The organism is Stenotrophomonas nitritireducens (assembly GCF_001431425.1).
GTDB classification, from domain to species: domain Bacteria; phylum Pseudomonadota; class Gammaproteobacteria; order Xanthomonadales; family Xanthomonadaceae; genus Stenotrophomonas; species Stenotrophomonas nitritireducens.
Genome location: NZ_LDJG01000006.1, coordinates 62,326 through 80,617 on the forward strand (window position 1 = coordinate 62,326; position 18,292 = coordinate 80,617).

The 18,292-nt window shown below is 71.3% G+C and carries 17 protein-coding genes; 7 read left to right on the forward strand and 10 right to left on the reverse strand.

What is annotated here, in order from left to right:
• Positions 1-55 precede the first annotated feature (55 nt).
• The gene (locus ABB22_RS05165) at positions 56-1,510 is read left to right on the forward strand and encodes a GGDEF domain-containing protein (RefSeq protein WP_082592149.1); all 1,455 of its coding nucleotides are present in this window, start codon (positions 56-58) and stop codon (positions 1,508-1,510) included.
• 78 nt (positions 1,511-1,588) lie between these two features.
• On the opposite strand, the gene ABB22_RS05170 is transcribed toward ABB22_RS05165, so the two are convergent.
• From ABB22_RS05170 to ABB22_RS05190, 5 genes are all read right to left on the reverse strand, one after another.
• Positions 1,589-2,266, reverse strand: a complete 678-nt coding sequence (locus ABB22_RS05170; RefSeq protein WP_057505089.1) for a Dph6-related ATP pyrophosphatase — start codon at positions 2,264-2,266, stop codon at positions 1,589-1,591.
• A gap of 146 nt (positions 2,267-2,412) precedes the next feature.
• On the reverse strand, positions 2,413-2,751 hold the full coding sequence (locus tag ABB22_RS05175) for a hypothetical protein (RefSeq protein WP_055772187.1): 339 nt from the start codon (positions 2,749-2,751) through the stop codon (positions 2,413-2,415).
• 69 nt (positions 2,752-2,820) lie between these two features.
• A complete protein-coding gene (locus ABB22_RS05180) occupies positions 2,821-3,765 on the reverse strand; it encodes a DegV family protein (RefSeq protein ID WP_055772184.1) in 945 nt (314 codons plus the stop codon).
• Between the two features lie 122 nt (positions 3,766-3,887).
• Positions 3,888-5,159, reverse strand: coding sequence for an amidohydrolase family protein (locus tag ABB22_RS05185; protein ID WP_055772181.1), 1,272 nt, complete (start codon positions 5,157-5,159; stop codon positions 3,888-3,890).
• The gene (locus ABB22_RS05190) at positions 5,156-6,565 is read right to left on the reverse strand and encodes an amidohydrolase (RefSeq protein ID WP_055772176.1); all 1,410 of its coding nucleotides are present in this window, start codon (positions 6,563-6,565) and stop codon (positions 5,156-5,158) included. The genes ABB22_RS05185 and ABB22_RS05190 overlap by 4 nt, the downstream gene beginning before the upstream one ends.
• 232 nt (positions 6,566-6,797) lie before the next feature.
• Between ABB22_RS05190 and ABB22_RS05195 the strand changes: the two genes are divergently transcribed.
• Positions 6,798-7,337 (forward strand): DUF924 family protein, encoded by a 540-nt coding sequence (locus ABB22_RS05195; RefSeq protein ID WP_055772174.1) that lies wholly within the window; start codon positions 6,798-6,800, stop codon positions 7,335-7,337.
• A 167-nt stretch (positions 7,338-7,504) separates the two neighbouring features.
• Here the strand turns inward: ABB22_RS05195 and grxD are convergent, their stop codons facing one another.
• The gene (gene grxD / locus ABB22_RS05200; protein ID WP_057505090.1) at positions 7,505-8,431 is read right to left on the reverse strand and encodes a Grx4 family monothiol glutaredoxin; all 927 of its coding nucleotides are present in this window, start codon (positions 8,429-8,431) and stop codon (positions 7,505-7,507) included.
• A gap of 46 nt (positions 8,432-8,477) precedes the next feature.
• On the opposite strand from grxD, the gene ABB22_RS05205 reads away from it, so the two are divergent.
• Complete coding sequence (locus ABB22_RS05205; RefSeq protein WP_200911405.1) at positions 8,478-9,272, forward strand: polysaccharide deacetylase family protein; 795 nt, start codon at positions 8,478-8,480, stop codon at positions 9,270-9,272.
• 34 nt (positions 9,273-9,306) lie between these two features.
• Positions 9,307-10,560 carry a DEAD/DEAH box helicase gene (locus ABB22_RS05210; RefSeq protein ID WP_055772164.1) on the forward strand — a complete coding sequence of 418 codons (1,254 nt, stop codon included), beginning with the start codon at positions 9,307-9,309 and terminating at the stop codon, positions 10,558-10,560.
• Positions 10,561-11,045: 485 nt separating this feature from the next.
• Here the strand turns inward: ABB22_RS05210 and ABB22_RS05215 are convergent, their stop codons facing one another.
• The 4 genes from ABB22_RS05215 to ABB22_RS05230 all read right to left on the reverse strand — a co-directional run bounded on the left by ABB22_RS05215 (position 11,046) and on the right by ABB22_RS05230 (position 14,080).
• The gene (locus tag ABB22_RS05215) at positions 11,046-11,375 is read right to left on the reverse strand and encodes a DUF6172 family protein (protein ID WP_055772161.1); all 330 of its coding nucleotides are present in this window, start codon (positions 11,373-11,375) and stop codon (positions 11,046-11,048) included.
• A 78-nt stretch (positions 11,376-11,453) separates the two neighbouring features.
• Positions 11,454-12,125: a class I SAM-dependent methyltransferase gene (locus ABB22_RS05220; protein WP_055772159.1), complete on the reverse strand. Its 672-nt coding sequence runs from the start codon at positions 12,123-12,125 to the stop codon at positions 11,454-11,456.
• 23 nt (positions 12,126-12,148) lie between these two features.
• The gene (locus ABB22_RS05225) at positions 12,149-12,772 is read right to left on the reverse strand and encodes an SGNH/GDSL hydrolase family protein (protein WP_200911410.1); all 624 of its coding nucleotides are present in this window, start codon (positions 12,770-12,772) and stop codon (positions 12,149-12,151) included.
• Between the two features lie 36 nt (positions 12,773-12,808).
• On the reverse strand, positions 12,809-14,080 hold the full coding sequence (locus ABB22_RS05230) for a pyridoxal phosphate-dependent aminotransferase (protein ID WP_055772153.1): 1,272 nt from the start codon (positions 14,078-14,080) through the stop codon (positions 12,809-12,811).
• Between the two features lie 129 nt (positions 14,081-14,209).
• Here ABB22_RS05230 and rsgA point away from each other — a divergent pair, with 129 nt between their 5' ends.
• The 3 genes from rsgA to ABB22_RS05245 all read left to right on the forward strand — a co-directional run bounded on the left by rsgA (position 14,210) and on the right by ABB22_RS05245 (position 18,252).
• Positions 14,210-15,307 carry a ribosome small subunit-dependent GTPase A gene (rsgA, locus tag ABB22_RS05235; RefSeq protein ID WP_055772151.1) on the forward strand — a complete coding sequence of 366 codons (1,098 nt, stop codon included), beginning with the start codon at positions 14,210-14,212 and terminating at the stop codon, positions 15,305-15,307.
• 134 nt (positions 15,308-15,441) lie between these two features.
• A complete protein-coding gene (locus tag ABB22_RS05240; protein ID WP_055772149.1) occupies positions 15,442-16,689 on the forward strand; it encodes a flavohemoglobin expression-modulating QEGLA motif protein in 1,248 nt (415 codons plus the stop codon).
• Positions 16,690-17,229: 540 nt separating this feature from the next.
• Positions 17,230-18,252: a serine hydrolase domain-containing protein gene (locus ABB22_RS05245; protein WP_152984050.1), complete on the forward strand. Its 1,023-nt coding sequence runs from the start codon at positions 17,230-17,232 to the stop codon at positions 18,250-18,252.
• Positions 18,253-18,292 lie beyond the last annotated feature (40 nt).

Consider the following 18,292-nt stretch of genomic DNA (forward strand, 5'->3'; position numbering starts at 1 on the left):
TTCCATGCGCGCGCCTTTGCTATCGTCCAGCCATCGGCGTTGGTAGGGGGACCGCATGCCGCTCGTGTTGGCGCTCCTGTTCGTGTTGTGCCATGGCCTGGCGCTGGCAATGCTGCCGGCATCGGCGACCGTCCTGTCGTTCTGCTTCCTCATCGCCGCGCCGTTGCTGGCCGCCGCCGCGTGCCTGCGGCGAGGGTGGCGGCAGCGGGCCGCGCCGGGCTGGCGGGCCACTGCGCTGGCCATGCTGCTGTGGGCGGGCGGCATGGCCATGAACATGGTCGATGCGGTGCGTGCGGGCGATGCCAACGACACGCCGGAGATCAGCCTGCTGCTCTACGTGGCCTACGGCGTGCCGCTGGTGTTCGTGCTGGCGCGCGCCCGGCGCGAGCGCTGGGCGATCAGCCTGATCGACGCCCTGCTGGCGGCCCTGCTGGGCGTGCTGTTCTTCCTGCATACCCGCTACCACGCCAATGCCGGCGATGCAGGCATGAACGGCCTGCGCCTTCTGTTCGACATCCAGAACGCCTGCATCGCGGCATTCGCGCTGCTGCGCTGGGCCAGCATGGATCTGCCCGGCCGGCGCGCGTTCTTCCGCGTGCTGGCGATCTACGCGGTGGTCTATCTGGTGGTGGCCGGCTATATCAACCACGCCGCCGCCTACATTCCCTTCGGCCTGCCCGCCGACCTGCTGATCGACCTGCCCTTCCTGCTGCTGGCGGTGCTGGCGCTGCGCGCGCGCGAATCCGCACCTGCCGGCGAGCGCCCGCGGTTGCGGCATGCCGTGCAGGCGGGCGGGCCAATGATCCTGCCGCTGTTGCTGCTGGTGGTCGCCACGCTGGTGGTGGATCACGCACGGTACTGGGCGCTGGCCGGCTTCGTGGCGGCGATCCTGGGCTTCGGCCTGCGCAGCATGCTCCTGCAGATCGAGCTGCTGGAACGGCAGGCGGCGCTGGACGCGCTCGCGCGGCTTGATGGGTTGACCGGGGTTGCCAACCGCCGCCAGTTCGACGCCGTGCTGCAGGCCGAATGGAGCCGCGCCTGCCGTCAGGAGAGCGCGCTGTCGCTGCTGCTGATCGACATCGACCACTTCAAGCGGTTCAACGATACCTACGGCCATCCGGCGGGGGACCGCTGCCTGCGCGAGGTGGCGGCGATGCTGCAGGCCACCGCGGCGCGCGGCGGCGACCTGGTGGCCCGTTACGGTGGCGAGGAGTTCGCGGTGGTGGCGCCGGCCACGTGCCCGGAAAGCGCGCACGAGCTGGGCGAACGCCTGCGCGTGGCGGTGCAGGCGATTCCAGCGGGGGTACTGCCGGAATCAGTGACCATCAGCGTCGGCGTGGCCGGCATGCGGGCATTGCAGCCGCAGCCGCCGGAAGCATTGCTGGCCGGCGCGGACGCCGCGCTGTACGCGGCCAAGCGCGCCGGCCGCAACCGCGTGGAAACCTGGGTGGAAGCCGGGCCGGCGCAGGGCATGGGGATCGGCCCGCCCATGCCCTCCAGCATGTATTGAACCTGGTCCGCCGCTCGCGGCCCTGCGCGGTTCAGGCCCCCTCTCCTGGCGGAAGCGGGGGGCAGCCGGGCAGCATGATCAGTCCTGCGCCGGCATGAAATCCGTATAGGCGTAGCGCGCCTCGCGCAGCACCGTCGCGCCCGTGCGCAGGTCCAGCGGCATGCGGAACATCGGCCCGGCGCTGACGCAGGTGTGGAATTCGCCGTTCTCGCCGCAGGCGTCGACGCCGGTGGGCAGGGCGCGGAGCAGGGCATGGTCGAAGGCGCGGCCGGCGAAGGAGGCGTCGAGCGCCTGCGTGTCCACGCAGCACAACTGCGCGCGCAGGCCGGCATCGATCATCTCCCGCGCGAGCGCGGCGGTGTCCTGGCCGAACAGGGGAAACAGGCAGTCCCAGTCCAGCGCCGCGTACTGCCGCTGGCGCCATTGGCGGATGTCTTCCAGCAGCAGGTCGCCGAAGGCGAGCGTGCGCAGCCCCGGCCAACGCCGGCGCGCGGTTTGCAGTGCCTGGGTCATGCGCTGCAGGTAGCCGGCGTTGTCGCAGGCCTGCGGTATCCAGGCGCGCAGCAGTGGCAGCCCGGCGGCGTCGGCCTGCAGCTGCAGCACGTCATTGCGGACGCCCTGCATCGAGGAGCGCTCGTGGCCTTCGGTCGGGGTGCTCAGCAGCGCGACGACCTGGACGTCTTCGCGCTGGCGCAGGGCGTGCAGCGCCCAGGCGGCGTCCTTGCCGCCGCTCCAGGAAAGCAGGACGGGGGTCATCTGTTCAGAACCTGTCCACGATCCTGTCGCGCTCGTGGGAGCGGGCCGGCTCGCGGACGGGGCTGCGATGCGGCCGGCGAACGGTTGCCAATAAAGCCGCTGTCACCGGCCGAAGCCCGCTTCCATGAAGCTGCGCGGCCATGTACTCAGCGCACGTCGCGCAGTTCCCAGTGGCTGCCGGCCAGCCAGCGCAGGCGCTGCTTGAGGACGTCGCCGGGAATGCGGGTGATGGCGACCAGGTCGATGCGCAGGTCCGCCTGCCGGCCGCTTACCGTCGCTTCCGGATCGGTCACGCCCCAGTGCGGGTCGACGTCGTCGGGCTCTTCCTGGGTGGCGCGCCAGCGTTCGAACAATTCCGGCGTGCGCAGCGCCTCCTGCAATTGATCGGCGAACGTGTCGGCGCCATTGGCGGTGAAGGACAGGCGCGGATCGCTGCCGCGCGCGGCGGCAGGATCGGGCAACGAGATCGAATAGTGCACGGGCATGCAGGGTTCTCCTTGGGAGGGGGCAGTGTGGCGCGGCGGGCGTCGCGTCCGCGTACACGCCGGCGCGGATCAGCTCTCGAATTCGTGCGGGACGTCGGCAAAACCCACGGTCACCGCGCCCTTGCCGACATTGACCATGCCGGTCAGGCTCATCACGCTTTCGAGCAGGGCCACGCCGTGCGCCTGGCAGGTCTCGCGCAGGGGAGCGTAGCCGGGCAGGGCGCGCAGTTCGTCCAGCGGGCCGCCATAGCTCACGCACACCACCGGCGTCAGCAGGCCATGCACCACGCGCTGGCCGACGAAGCCGAACAGCCGCTGCACCGCGTTGTCGAAACCCTTGATCTTGGCCACCGGCGCGGTCTCGCCGCGGTAGCCGTGCAGCACCGGCTTGATGTCCAGCGCGCTGCCCAGCGCGGCGGTGAGCAGGCCGACGCTGCGGTCGCCCTTGTGGCGCGCGCGGGCGCGCATGTAGTACAGGTCGCGGGTGATCATGTAGCCATGCACGTTGCCGGCCAGTTCCTCCAGCCGCTCGCGCATCTGCGCCACGCCGGCGCCGGCATCGCGCAGCCGCACCGCCTCCACCGCGGTCACCGCCTGCGCGGCGAACAGGTTCTGGGTGTCGAGCACGCGCAGGGCGAACGGCGAGTTGTGGCCGGCGGCCTGGCGGATCGGCCGGTACTCGTTGAGGATGGCGAAGCTGGCCTGCAGCGCGTTGTCGTGGATCGGACTGCGGGTCTTGGTGATGGTCAGGCAGAACACATGGTCGTAGTCGATCACCAGGTGCTGCAGGAACAGGTCGCGGATCTGGTTGACGCTGAAGGGAATGGTTTCCGCCTCGGCGCCGCGTTCGGCGACGTGGGTGTCGAGGAAGTTGAGGGTGGCGTCTTCCTCGCGGTGGTCGGCCAGCACCGCCTCGCCGATCCGGACGGTGATCGGCAGCAGGATCAGCCTGTGTTCGCGGATGAAGTCGGCCGGCAGGTCGCAGGCCGAATCCACGACGATTCCGATGCGCATGATCCAACCCCCGGTGCGTTGCGTGCCTGCGGTCACACTAACCCAAAACCGCCGCCGCGGCAGGTGGCGCGCGGCCCCTCCCGCCCCCCGGCGACCAGGCGCCGGGGGGCGGGGTGGCGACATCAGCGGCGGTACGCCGGCAGCGTCGACGTGCCGTGCAGGTAGCGGTCGCGCAGTTCGGTCTGGCGCGAGCGCATGGGCATCGCGCGTCCGCCCAGCCACATCCGCTCGGCGTAGTGGCCCACGTCCAGCGGGTCGCCTTCCCACAGCACCAGGTCGGCCTGCTGGCCCACCGCGATGCTGCCGATGCGGTCGGCCACGCCCAGCGCCTGCGCCGGCACCCGGGTCAGGCCGGCCAGCGCCGCTTCCCAGGGCAGGCCGTTGGCGACCGCGTTGCCGGCCAGCTGGCGGATCTTGCGTGCGTTGTGCGAGGCGTCGCCATCCTGGCTGAAGGCCACCGGCACGCCGGCCGCGTGCAGCCGCGCCGCGTTCTCCAGCGTGGCGCCGATCTGGTCGAAGCTGGCCGGCAGGTTGGACAGCGCATCGACGAACACCGGCACCGCGGCTTCGGCCAGCTGCGGGGCCAGGCGCCAGGCCTCGGTACCGCCGGCGATGGCGATGCGCACCTGTTCGCGTTTGGCCCAGCGCAGCAGCTGGCGGATGTCGGCGGCACGATCCACCCGCACCACGATGCGGCCGTTGCCTGCGAGGTAGCGGGCCAGGGTGGCGCGCCCGGCCGGGGTCAGTAGCGCGTGCGGCGAATCGGCGGCGATGCGGCCACGGGCCTCGGCCACCATCTGGTCGAGCAGCATCCACTGCGCGGCGCGCGAACTGCCGGACAGTTCCGAGCCGGCCGCGCCCATGCGCACGAACAGCATGCGCGGACCGAGCGGATCGGCGCTGCCGTCCAGGCGCATGACCCCGCCCTGGCCGGCGATGAAGCCGCCGCCGCTGTTGGCGCCCAGCGCGGTGAAGCCGATGCCTTCCACGCGCGCGACCGGTATCAGCACCGAATCGGGGTTGTAGGCGAGGGTGACGTCGAACTCGGGACGCTGCGGCTGTTCTTCCAGCTTCACCGCGCTGTCCACGGTCGAGGCTTCGCCGGAGACTTCCTCCACGCCGATGTCGGTGATGCCGCCGAACAGCGCCGGGGTCAGCGGGCGTCCACCGGCATCGATCACCTCCACGCCGGCCGGCGCGGCCAGCGCCGGGCCGATGGCGCGGATCACGCCGCCCTGGACCAGCACGTCGCTGGCATTGAGCGTGCCGCGCGCGGTGGCGGTATGCACGGTGGCGTTGCGGACCAGCACGTCCTGGGCGCTGGCGACGACGGGCAGGGCCGCGATGGCGCCCAGCAGCGCCACGCGGCGCAGGAAAACGAGGGATGCGCTCATGGCTGTGCCTCCTGGCCGAGCATGAAGTCGCTCATCGGCTGTTGCCTGCGGTCACCGCGGTCGTAGGCCTGGAAGCCATCGACATAGACCTTCTCGGCCAGTGCATAGGAGCTGAAGGGATTGCCGTTCCACACCACCACGTCGGCCATCTTGCCCGGCTCCAGCGTGCCGGTGCGTTCCTCGATGCCGAGCGCGCGCGCGGCGTTGGCGGTGAGCCAGCGGATCGCGTGTTCCGGCGTGATCTCGTCCATGCCGGCGCGGCGCGCGTTGGCGATGACCTTGGCCGCCTCCTGGTTGAGGCGCTGGATGCCTTCGGGCGAATCGGAGTGGACGATGGCGCAGCTGTTGGCCGGTCGGTCGACCAGCGCGATGTTCTCCTGGATGCCGTCGAAGGCTTCCATCTTGAAGCCCCACCAATCGGCCCACAGCGCGCCGCAGACGCCTTCGGCAGCCAGCCGGTCGGCCAGCTTGTACGCTTCCACGCCGTGGTGGAAGGCGGCGACCTTGAAGCCGAACTCCTTGGCCAGGTCGAGCATGGTCGCCATCTCGTCGGCGCGGTAGCAGTGGATGTGCACGCGGATGTCGCCCTGGATGGCGCCGGCCAGCGTGTCCAGCTTGAGGTCGCGCTTGCCGCCGCTGTCGCCGGCACTGTCGCCGTTGTCGCCGCCGCCGAAACGGCGTTTGCGCTTGACCGGCGCAGCGGTGTTCTTGGCGATGTACTCGCTGGCGTCGATGAAGGCCGCGCGATAGCCGGCGACGTTGCCCATGCGCGTGGACGGCGCGGTGCCCTTGCCGCCGTAGACGCGCTTGGGATTCTCGCCGCAGGCCATCTTCAGGCCCCAGGGCGCGTCGGGGAATTTCATCGCCTGGTAGGTGGTGGCGGGCAGGTTCTTCAGCGTCACGCCACGACCGCCGACCAGGTTGGCCGAGCCGGGCAGCACCTGCATCGCGGTCACGCCGCCGGCCAGCGCCGCGGCGAACCCGGGATCCTGCGGCCACACCGAATGTTCGGCCCAGACGTTGGCGGTCACCGGCGCGGTCATCTCGTTGCCGTCGCCATGCGCCTGCACGCCGGGGCTGGGGTATACGCCCAGGTGCGAATGCACGTCGATGATGCCGGGCGTGACCCACTTGCCGCGACCATCCACGCGCACCGCACCGGCCGGCGCCTGCAGCGCGTTGCCGACCGCGACCACGCGGCCGTCGGCCAGCAGTACGTCGGCATCCTCCAGGCGGCGCCCGGTACCGTCGAGCACGGTGGCGTGGCTGATCAGCACCGGTGCCGAGGCGACCGGCCGATAGGTGCTGGGATAGGGGTCCTGCATGAAGCGCGAGGCGGCCGGTGCGGGCGAAGGATGCGCGCAGGCCAGGGCCAGGCCGAGCCCGGCCAGCAATCGATGTCGCATGGGATCTCCATATGCGGCGTGGATGGTGCCCGCACGCTAGCCGTGGCCCCGGGTTTTGCCAAGTGCATGAATTGGCATCAAGGCAGGCGCGATCGGCTTTTCCGGCGGCGGCGTCCGCCGGCCGCCGCGGCGATGGTATCCAGACGCGCCCCGGCCGCTTAAGCTGCACCGGCGCGCGGGGCCTCCGTGCTGGCGTCGCCTTCCGTGCGGCCAACGATCAGGAAACGGAGTGATGGAAGCAGTGCAGGCGGTGGTGGACTTCTGGCGTTCGGCTGGGCCGCGGCGATGGTTCGCGCGCGACGATGCCTTCGACGACGAGTTCCGCCGGCGTTTCCTGGACCTGCATTACCTGGCCGCGCGCCGCGGCTGCGAGGAATGGCTGCACAGCGCCGACGGCGCGCTGGCGCTGCAGATCCTGCTCGACCAGTTCCCGCGCAACTGCTTCCGCGGCACCGCGCATTCCTTCGCCACCGACGGGCTGGCGCGGCACTACGCCATGCGCACCATCGAGGAAGGACTGGACCGCGAGCTGACGCCGCAGCTGCGCGCCTTCATCTACCTGCCGTTCGAGCATTCGGAAGACCCGCAGGACCAGGAGCGCTCGGTGGCGATGTTCGAAGTGCTCGGCGACCTGGAATACCTGCGTTTCGCCGAGCTGCACCGCGACATCATCCGCCGTTTCGGCCGTTTCCCGCACCGCAACGCCGTGCTGGGGCGGATTCCCACGGTGGATGAGCTGCACTTCCTGGCCGAGGGCGGTTTCGCCGGTTGAGGGAGGGACGTGCGTTGTCCCCATGTCGCCTTTCGTAGGAGCGACTTCAGTCGCGAAGGGGCATTCCCGGTGAAGCCCCTTCGCGACTGAAGTCGCTCCTACGGGGTCGTACATGCAGAACGCCGGCTTTCGCCGGCGTTCTATTTGTTGCGGTGGCGCCCGTCCGATCAGTAGCGCGGCACGCTGTTGTCCACGTCCTGCGCCCAGGCGTCGATGCCGCCGGTGACGTTGTGGACGCGGGTGAAGCCCAGCGCGCGGAACTGCTCGGCAGCCTGCGCGCTGCGCCCGCCGCGGTGGCACAGGAAGGCCAGCGCGGTGTCCTTCGGCAGCGCTTCGAGGCGGGCGCGGTTGTCGCCGTCGAAGGTCTCGAACGGCGCGTTGATGGCGGCGATGGCGCGCTCGTCGGCCGGGCGCACGTCCACCAGGGTCAGCGTGCCGGCGCGCAGCTGGTCGTCGGCGCCGCGCACGTCCAGTTCCTGCACCGGCTTGGGCGCATTGGGATTGTCGATGGCCAGGCCCTGGCCGCGGATGTCGTCCACCCAGTCGATGGTGATGCCGTTGGCGCGGCGCGCGCTGGCCGGGTCGAACTGCACGCGCAGGCCGTTGGATTCGGCGGCGATGGCGTTGGCGTCGAGCGGGGCCAGCTGGAAGTTCGGCTGGAAGCGCGCGTCGATGCTCAGCTGCAGCGCGGCGCCAGGGGCGTCGGCCAGTGCGCCCTTGAGCATTTCCACCGCGGCCGGGGTGACGGTGATGGACGGCGGGGTGCGGTCCGGCGGCGCCACGCCGAGCAGGGCGCTCAGTTCGCCGCTGCTGGCCATCTGCAGCACGATGTCGCTGCCGCCGACCAGTTCGCCGTCCACGTACAGCTGCGGGATGGTCGGCCAGTCGCCATAGGCCTTGATGCCCTCGCGGATTTCCCCGTCGGCCAGCACGTTGACGTGGGCGAAATCCACGCCCAGGTCCTGCAGCGCGCCGACCGCCTTGGCCGAGAAGCCGCACTGCGGCATGGCCGGCTGGCCCTTCATGAACAGGACGACGCGGTTGGCGCCGAGGATGGATTCGATGCGTTCGCGCAGGGCGGGATCCAGGGACATCGTGAACTCGTGAGGTTGGTCGAAGACAAGGCCAATTCTACGCCGCATGGCATCATGGGACATGACCGCCACGGGAACCCTGCATCGCACGCCGATCCACCCCTGGCGCTGGATCAGCTGGCTGCTGCTGTCGCAGGCGCTGGTGGCGCTGGCCTGGTGGTGGCTGGGCTGGAAGGCCGGGCTGCCGCTGCTGCTGGCCAGCCACGCGCTGTTCGTGGTGCCGGTATTCCTGCCCAACAGCCGCTTCTACGCGCCGGTGCTGTCGCGCCTGCCCGGGCCGGCGGTCTGGCTGACCATCGACGATGGTCCGTCCGACGACACCCTGGCGATCCTCGACCTGCTCGACCGCTACGACGCCCGCGCCACCTTCTTCATGGTCGGCGGGCGCGCGGCGGCGCGGCCGGACCTGGTGCGCGAGGTGCTGCGGCGCGGGCATGGGCTCGGCAATCACAGCCAGTCGCATCCGCAGGCGTGGTTCTGGCGCCTCGGGCCGCGGCGGATGGCCGATGAGATCGGCCATTGCCAGCAGGCGCTGTCGGCCATCGCCGGAACGCCGCCACGCTGGTACCGCTCGGTGGTCGGCATGACCAACCCGTTCGTCGCCGCCGCGCTGCGCCGGCATGGCCTGGCGCGGGTGGGCTGGAGCGCGCGCGGTTTCGATGGCGTGGACTGCCAGCCCGATGCGGTGGTCGCGCGCATCGCGCGCGATCTGGCGCCGGGCGCGATCGTGCTGCTGCACGAGGGCGCCGCGCACGGCCACAATCCGGCCATCATCGAATCGGTGCTGCGCCAGTTGCAGGCACGTGGACTGCCCGCCCGCCTGCCGCCGGAAACCGCTTAGACTCGCCGCCCCGCCGGCGGCCCTGGAACCGCACATGCCTTTTTCCCGACTCGGCCTGTCTCCCTACGTGTTGCCCGCGCTGCAGCGCGCGCTGCAGCAGGCCGGCTACGGTGCGCCCACGCCGATCCAGCAGCAGGCGGTGCCGGTATTGCTGAAGGGGCAGGACGTGGTGGCACTGGCGCCGACCGGCTCGGGCAAGACCGCGGCCTACGTGCTGCCGGCATTGCAGCATTTTTTCATGGCGCCACCGCGCAGGCCGCGCGTGCTGCGGCACCTGGTGCTGGTGCCCACGCGCGAACTGGCGCTGCAGGTGGCCGACGTGTTCGCCACGCTGGGCCGGGAACTGCCGCGGCAACCGCGGGTGGTGTGCGCGGTGGGCGGCGTGTCGATCAATCCGCAGATGATGGCGCTGCGCGGCGGCGCCGACGTGGTGGTGGCCACGCCCGGCCGCCTGCTCGACCTGCTGGCGCACAACGCGCTGTCGCTGCGGCAGGTGCAGCTGCTGGTGCTGGACGAGGCCGACCGGCTGCTGGAGCTGGGCTTCGGCGAGGAACTGCGGCAGATCCTCGCCGAGCTGCCCGCGCAGCGGCAGACGGCGCTGTTCTCGGCCACGTTCCCGGAGCAGATCGAAGCGCTGGCCGCTGCCGGCCTGCGCGCGCCGCAGCGGCTGCAGGTCGATGCGCAGGCACGGCCGGAGATCGAGCAGCGCGCACTGCGCGTCGATGCCGGCCGCCGTGTCGAACTGCTGCTGTCGCTGCTGGACGATCCGCAATGGCGGCAGGTGCTGGTGTTCGTCGGCAGCATCCGCGAGGGCGACCGCCTGGCCGGTGCACTGCGCAGTAGCGGCATCGCCGTGCAGGCGCTGCATGGCGACCTGTCGCAGGGCCGGCGCGTACGCACGCTGCAGGCGTTCAAGGACGGCGAGCTGCAGGTGCTGGTGGCGACCGACGTGGCCGCGCGCGGCATCGATATTGCCGGCCTGCCGGTGGTGGTGAACCATGAACTGCCGCGTTCGCCGGCCGACTACCTGCACCGCATCGGCCGTACCGGCCGTGCCGGTGCCGCCGGGTTGGCGGTGAGCTTCGTCGAAGCCGCCGCGCTGGCGCACTGGCGGTTGATCTGCAGGCGCCATGGCCTGCGGCTGGAACCGGAGGTGGTGCCGGGTTTCGAGCCGCAGGAGGAGGCGCCGGCCGCATCGCCGGTGGCCGATGGCAACGGCGGCATCAAGGGGCGCCGGCCCAGCAAAAAGGACCGGCTGCGTGCCGCCGCAGGAGCAAAGTCGTCCTGAAAATCCCGTCGCCGGGCAGCGTACCGCCCTGCTGTGGCATTGCCGGACAGGCCCCGCCGGGCGTCACCCGGCGCTACAGAGCCCAGCCGCCTTGTAGAGCAGGGCACCGCCCCGCTGGGGCATTACCGGGCAAGCCTCGCCGGGCGTCGCCCGGCGCTACAGAGCCCCGCCGCCCTGTAGAGCGGGGCACCGCCCCGCTGGGGCATTGCCGGGCAGGCCCCGCCGGGCGTCGCCCGGCGCTACAGAGCCCAGCCGCCCTGTAGAGCGGGGCACCGCCCCGCTGTGGCATTGCCGGACAGGCCTCGCCGGGCGTCGCCCGGCGCTACAGACCATCGCCACCTTGTAGAGCGGGGTACCGCCCCGCTGGGGCATTACCGGGCAGGCGTCGCCCGGCGCTACAGAGCCCCGCCGCCCTGTAGAGCGGGGCACCGCCCCGCTGGGGCTTTACCGGGCAGGCCTCGCCGGGCGTCGCCCGGCGCAGGGGATCAATCCTCGAAATCGCTTTCCGCCGCGATGGTCGGTTCCGCCGCCGGGCGCGGCGTGCGCTTGCCGGGCTTGCGCAGCACTTCCACGTAGAACTGCCGGTTGCCGGCGGCGACCAGCGCGTCCACCGCGCGGATCAGTTCGGGGAACGGCACGGCCTGTGCGCTGGCTTCATCAACGCCGGCCTTGCTGTCGAAATCCCAGAAATCGGCGCCGGCCGGCAGGGCCTTGCCGCGCTCGCGCTTGATGTACTTGCGGATGTCGTGCTTGCTGGCTTCCAGCAGGCGGTCGGGGTGCTTGCCTTCGATGTCGAGGCGGTAGGTTTTTCTCACGGGGTTCTCGTCATGGCGCCGACCCGGGCGGGTGGCAGGGAATGGCGCGATTATCCGCGCAAACGGCGCGGCCGTGGTTCAGGCGCGGCGGGCGACCAGCAGCCAGTTGTTGAACGGGGTGTTGCCGTACAGCGGGGAGAGGTCGACCTGCAGGCCCTCCTGCCGCAGTTGCGCCTGCAACGCATCGGCATCGGGATAGTGGCGCGGGCGGAACTGCATCCAGCCGATCCAGTTGGCGGCGCGGTCGCCGATGCGCGAGATGCGGCCGCGGCGGCTGCCGTCGGCCAGGGTCATGCGCAGCACCAGCCGGCCGTCGCCGTCGAGCATGGCCGCGGCGCGCCGCAGCAGTGCCGACTGCGCGGCGGCCGGCAGGTACTGGAGGACGTCGAGGATCGCCACGCTGCCGCGATGCGCGGGCAATGCGGCGGCCAGGTCCATCACCTCGAAAGCGCTGGCGGCCAGGCCGGCACGGCCGGCGACGCCGGCGGCGCGACGGATCTTGGCCGCATCGTTGTCCACGCCTTGGTAGGGCTGCATCTGTCCATCGTGGCGCAGCGCGTGCGCCAGCAGGCCCAGCCCGCAGCCCATGTCCAGCAGCGGCGCCCGGCTGCCGCGCAGCGCATCGAGCACGCCCGGATAGAGCGGATCGCTGCGCAGCTTGGACAGCACGTAGCAGTAGTCCCAGCGGTTGCCCCAGGGGTGGCGCGGGGCGAACGCGCGGGCGATGGCCCGGGCATCGTGGGCCGGCATGGCCGCGATGCCGGGCGCCCTGGTCACGCGGCGTGCAGGTCCGTCAGCAGGTCCGCCGCCACCGGCAGCGCCTGTTCCATCCACAGCCGGTACATCGCGGCGGAAGGGTGCAGGCCGTCGTCCACCAGCATCGCCGGTTCGGCGCCGTGCGCGCGGCTGGCAGGTGTGATGTCGACGAAGGCGACGCCGTAGTCGCCGCAGCAGGCGCGGGCGGCGGCGTTGAAGTCGTCGATCTCGCGCGCGACCACGGCGGCATCGCGCTCGTGCGCGGCTGCGTAGGGCGTCACGCCCCAGTCGGGAATCGAGAGCACCAGCACCCGCCGCGGATCCTCGGCGGCCAGCGCGATGGCGCGCTGCAACAGCTGTTCGAACTGCTGGCGGTACTCGGCCAGCGGCCGCCCGCGGTACTGGTTGTTGACGCCGATCAGCAGGGTCGTCAGTGCGTACGGCCCCTGCGGCGCGGCCATGTCGATGGCGGTGGCCAGTTCGTCGGTGGTCCAGCCGGTGGTGGCGATGACCTGCGGGTCGTCCAGCGCGATGCCGCGCGCGCGCAGCGCCGCGGCCAGCTGGAACGGCCAGGTGCCTTCGGCGGGCACGCCTTCGCCGATGGTGTAGGAGTCGCCCAGCGCCAGATAGCGCGGGGCGATGGTGGTGATGGTTCCGGTCGCGCTCATCGACGCGCCTCAGGCCACGGCGCTGCGCGTCTTCAGCGGTACGACCTTGGTCACCCGTTCGGCGCGGCGCGCCAGCACCCGGTCGATGCGCCCGAACACCTCGCGCATGGTCCCGGCCTCGGGCAGCAGGGTCACGCGGAAGTGGTGGCGGTAGGGCACGTTGAAGCTGGAGCCGGGCACGACCAGCACGCCTTCCTCGTTCATCAGCTCCAGCGCGAATTCGTGGTCGTCGAAGCCCTGCGCGGCCGGCCCGACCACCGCCGGGAAGGCGTACAGCGCGCCGGCCGGCGCGACCAGCTGCAGGTGCTCGCTGGCGGCGCAGGCCTCGATCACCGCGCGGCGGGTCTCGTACAGGCGGCCGCCGGGCGCGCACAGCGCGGAGATGGTGTCCGGGCCGTTGACCGCCGCCTCGATGGCGTACTGGCCGGGCACGTTGGCGCACAGGCGCAGCGCGCTGAGCAGGTCCAGCGCGGCGCGGAATTCGCCCAGCCGTTCGGCGGCGCCGGACAGCAGCATCCAGCCCACGCGCCAGCCGCAGGCGCGGTGCACCTTGCTCAGGCCGCTGAAGGTCAGGCAGGGATGCTCGCCGGCCAGCGGCGCGACCGGCTGGAAGCTGGCGCCGTCGTAGAGGATCTGGTCGTAGATCTCGTCCACCAGCAGCAGCAGGTTGTGGCGGCGGGCGACGGCGACGATCTTCTCCAGCAGCTCGCGCGGGTAGCTGGCGCCGCTGGGATTGTTCGGGTTGATCAGCACGATGGCGCGGGTGCGCGAGGACACCAGCGTCTCGATCTCCACCGGGTCGGGCTGGAAGCCGTTCTCGGGGCGGCAGCGGTAATAGACCGGGCGGCCGTCGTTGAGGATGGTGGCCGCCGACCACAGCGGGTAGTCGGGCGAGGGCACCAGCACTTCGTCGCCGGGGTTGAGCAGGGCGCGCAGCGACAGGTCGATCAGCTCGGACACGCCGTTGCCGAGGAATACGCGGTCGGCATGCGCGTCGGGCGCGCCGCGCCGCGCATAGGCCTCGGCGATGGCCTCGCGCGCCACCGGCAGGCCCTGCTGGTGGGTGTAGGGATCGGTGCGGCCCATGTCGTCGGCGATCGCGCGCTGCAGGTGCTCGGGCGCGCGGAACCCGAAATTGCCGGGGTTGCCGATGTTGAGCTTGATCAGCCTGCGGCCCTGGGCCTCCAGCTCGCGGGCTCGCCGGGCCAGCTCGCCACGGATCTCGTAGCGGACTTCGGACAGGCGTTCGCGGGTGGGCAGCGGTTTGGCAGGGCTTGACATGCGTGGGGCCGTCATGGGCGGGAAACCGCATGGTAGCGGAATTGCTGCGCTGCGGGGCAATGGTTCCGGGCGGAACGGAAATCCATCCGCGGGGCCGGCCGTGAGCGCCTTGCCGCTTAGAATTGGCCGATGACCGACACCATCGATTTCACCGCGCTGGGCCATATCGGCTGGCCCTGGCCCGGCTCGCCCGAAGCGCCCGCGTGGCAGGCCGCCTTCGCCGCGCACCCGCAGGCGCGCCCGGCGCGGGTGGTCGAGCAGCACCGTTCCGGCTACGTGGTGGCCGACGCGCCGGATGCCGCGCTCAAGGCCGAGTCGCTGCCGGAATGGCAGCGGCCGCGCTTCCCGAGCCATGAGCGCGCGGCGGTAGGCGACTGGGTGCTGCTGGAGGAGGCGCGCATCGTCGCGCTGCTGCCGCGGCGCACTTCGATCAAGCGCGGCGCGGCCGGCGAGCATTACCACCAGCAGGTGATCGCGGCCAACATCGACACGGTGTTCATCGTCTGCGGGCTGGACGCGGACTTCAATCCGCGCCGGATCGAGCGTTACCTGATGCTGGCCGGCAGCGGCGGCGCGGCGCCGGTGGTGGTGCTGACCAAGGCCGACCAGACCGAGTACGGCGCCGATGCGCTGGCGGTGCTGGAAGACCTGTCCGCGCAGGACATCCCGCTGCTGGCGATCAACGGCAAGGATCCGGCCAGCGTCGCCGCGCTGGCGCCATGGCTGGGGCCGGGCCGCACCGTGGTGCTGGTCGGTTCCTCCGGCGCCGGCAAGTCCACCCTGACCAACACGCTGCTGGGCGAGGACCGCATGAAGACCGGCGCGGTGCGCGGCAGCGATTCGCGCGGCCGCCACACCACCACGCACCGCGCGCTGCTGCCGCTGCCCAGCGGCGCCTGCCTGATCGACACGCCGGGCATGCGCGAACTCAAGCCCACCGGCGAGGAAACCCTCGCCGAAGGCGGTTTCGCCGACATCGAGGCGCTGACCGAGCAGTGCCGCTTCCGCGACTGCTCGCACCAGCACGAGCCGGGCTGCGCGGTGCGCGCGGCCATCGAGCGCGGGCAGATCGACGAAAGCCGCCTGCTGAACTACCTCAAGCTGCGCGAGGAAGTGGCCGCGGCCGCGGCCAAGCTGGCGCAGCGCCAGGCCGAGCAGGCCACCGAGCGCCGGAGCGGCAGTCGCGGCGCGCAGTGGCGGCCGGCGGGGAAACCGAAGCGGCGGTAGGAGCGCACTCCGGTGCGCGACGGGACCTGCGCAGATCCCTCTGCGACAGCCCGTGCATCCACTGCGGAGGGCAGGCAGGGAAGCCCCGCCGCATACCTGGGGTCTGCGCCTGCAGGGTGCGATATCGTGCGGGCATGACAGACCTTCCCTCCGATCCGGCCATCGCCCACCACGCCGCGCTCGATGCGCGGCTGGTCGCGGCGGTGCGCGGCATCCGCCTGCTGACCCTGACCAGCTGGCCGGCATCGACGCAGGCGCCGTTCCTCGACAGCGTGGCGCGCGGCAATCCGGTGCTGCCGCAGGTGGCGTACCCGAAGCACGATTTCAGCCAGGCGCGGCGCGAACTGGCGGCGATCGCCACGGCCGCCGACCCGTCGCATCCGCTGGGCCGCTACCTGCGCGATTCGGTCGAGAGCTGGGACCTGGCCGCGCGCCTGCTCGGAGCGCTGGGCACGCGCGAGGTGGACGTCCTGTCGGCGCAGCTGTTCGGTACGCCGGGGCAGCCGATGCCCGGCCATGGCCCGACCGCGCGCGAGGCGGCGCGGCATTTCATCCAGATCGCCAACGAGCTGGACCACGAACTGCTGGCGCCAGAGGAACAGGTGCCGGTCTCGGCCGTCGCGCTGCAGCTGCAGCTGCAGAACGACCTGGACGATTTTTTCGAATCGCGCGTGATCAACGTGGTCCTGGACCCGGAGCTGATCGCCAAGGCCGCCGCCGGCGCCACCCAGATCCGCCTGCGCAGCGGCGCCTGTTTCAGCCTGTACGACCGCGCGCAGCTGTTCCACCACGAGGCGCTGGTGCATTCGCTGACCGCGCTCAACGGCCGCCGGCAGGCGGTGCTGCCGAGCCTGGCGCTGTCCTCGCCGCGCATCACCGCCACCCAGGAAGGCCTGGCGACGTTCGCCGAGCAGATCACCGGCAGCATCGACATCCAACGCCTGAAGCGCATCAGCCTGCGCATCGAGGCGATCGCGATGGCCGGCGACGGCGCCGATTTCATCGAGGTGTTCGGCTACTTCCGCGATGCCGGGCAGACCGCGGAGGAGAGCTTCGCCTCGGCCCAGCGCGTGTTCCGCGGGGTGCCGGTATCCGGCGGCGGCGCCTTCAACAAGGACACGGTGTACCTGCGCGGGCTGGTTTCGGTGCACACCTTCTTCCGGCAGATGCTGCGCGACGAGAAGCTGCGTTACTGCCACTGGCTGTTCGCCGGCAAGATGACGCTGGACGACGCGCAGGCGCTGGCGCCGCTGTTCGAGAGCGGCGTGCTGGCGCCGCCGCGCTGGCTGCCGCCGTGGTTGCAGCGCGCCAACCGCCTGGCTGGCACCCTGGCGTTCTCGTTGTTCGCCAACCGCATCCGCATGGACCGCATCGCCGACTAGCGCGACCGGCAGCGGTGCGTCTGGTTGCGGATGCAACGGTCCATCCCTCGCATTGATTGGGTGAACCAAAGCCATGGGTTATGGGTGGGTCTGTCCGCGCGTGCGGACAGGCGCTGGCGACCCGGGTCGCGCATGCGGCCATCGCGATTGCCAAGCCATGGATTCGATGGGTATTTCCGCCGGATCGCAGTTCCTCCTGGGCAGCGTCCGCGTGCATGTGCGCCATGCGCGGCGGGCAGGGGCGATGGGCGCCCGCAGGTATCGCCGGTGGCGTTGACGCTGCGGGGGTGAAAGCGCCAAGGTGAAGTCGCGACGGGCGGTGCGGAGGGGACGCCGGGCCGGGGGGCCGGCGCAGACGCAGGGAGTGCGGAAGGCGGACGAGCCGGGGTTCCGGTCCGTCGGCCCGTCGTCGGCGACATTCCATCATTCCTGCCTTCTTCGTCCGGGGGACGCATGCGCACACGGTTTTGCCTGCAGTCGAGTTCCGGGGTGTGGCGGGCCTTGCTGCTGCTCGGGTTGCTGGTGTCGACCGGCGTGGCGATGGCCGACGATGCCGCACGCCAGGCCGCGATCGACCGGTTGATGCAGCGCTACGACGGCGATGTCCCCGGCGCCTCGCTGCTGGTGCTGAAGGACGGCAGGGCGCTGGTGCGGCGCGGCTACGGGCGCGCCGATCTGGAGAACGGCGTCGCCGCCGGCGCGGACACCAATTACCGGCTGGCTTCGGTGAGCAAGCAGTTCACCGCCGCGGCCGTCCTGCTGCTGGCCCAGGATGGCGCGCTGTCCATCGACGACCCGGTCAAGCGCTGGCTGCCCTCCCTGCCGCCGGTGGCCGACGCCATCACCCTGCGTCATCTGCTCGCGCATACCTCCGGCGTACTCGATTACGAGGACCTGATGGGCGCGTCCTGGCAGGGACAGATCCGCGATGCCGGCGTGCTGGCGCTGCTGGAACGCGAGGACCGGCTGTACTTCGCGCCCGGCAGCCTCTACCGCTACAGCAACAGCGGCTACGCGCTGCTGGCGCTGGTGGTCGAGCGCGCCTCGGGTATGGATTTCCCGGCTTTCCTGCGCACCCGCATCTTCGCTCCGCTGGGCATGCGCGACACGCTGGCCTACGTTGCCGGGGGCGCCGACGTGCCGCACCGCGCCTGGGGCTACAGCCAGGCGGGGCAGGGCTGGGAGCGTACCGACCAGAACATCTACAGCGCGGTGCTGGGCGATGGCGGCATCTATTCCAACATCGAGGATCTGGCCCGCTGGGATGCGGCCTGGTACGACGGCCGCCTGTTCGACGATGCCACGCGCGCGCAGGCGCTCGGCAGGCAGGTGCAGGTCGCCAGCGAGCCGGAAGCGACCTGGTACGGCTTCGGCTGGCGCGTCGCCGACGGCCGGCAATGGCACAACGGCGAGAGCATCGGGTTCCGCAACAGCCTGGTGCGCTGGCCGGAGCGACGCCTGACCGTGGTGCTGCTGAGCAACCGCAACGACCCGACGCCGTATGAAACCGCGCTGGCGATCGGCGCCCTGTTCCTCGACGAGATTCCACCCGGGCGGCGCTGACCGCATCGCCCGTTCCACTGCCGTATCTGCCGGTTGTCCG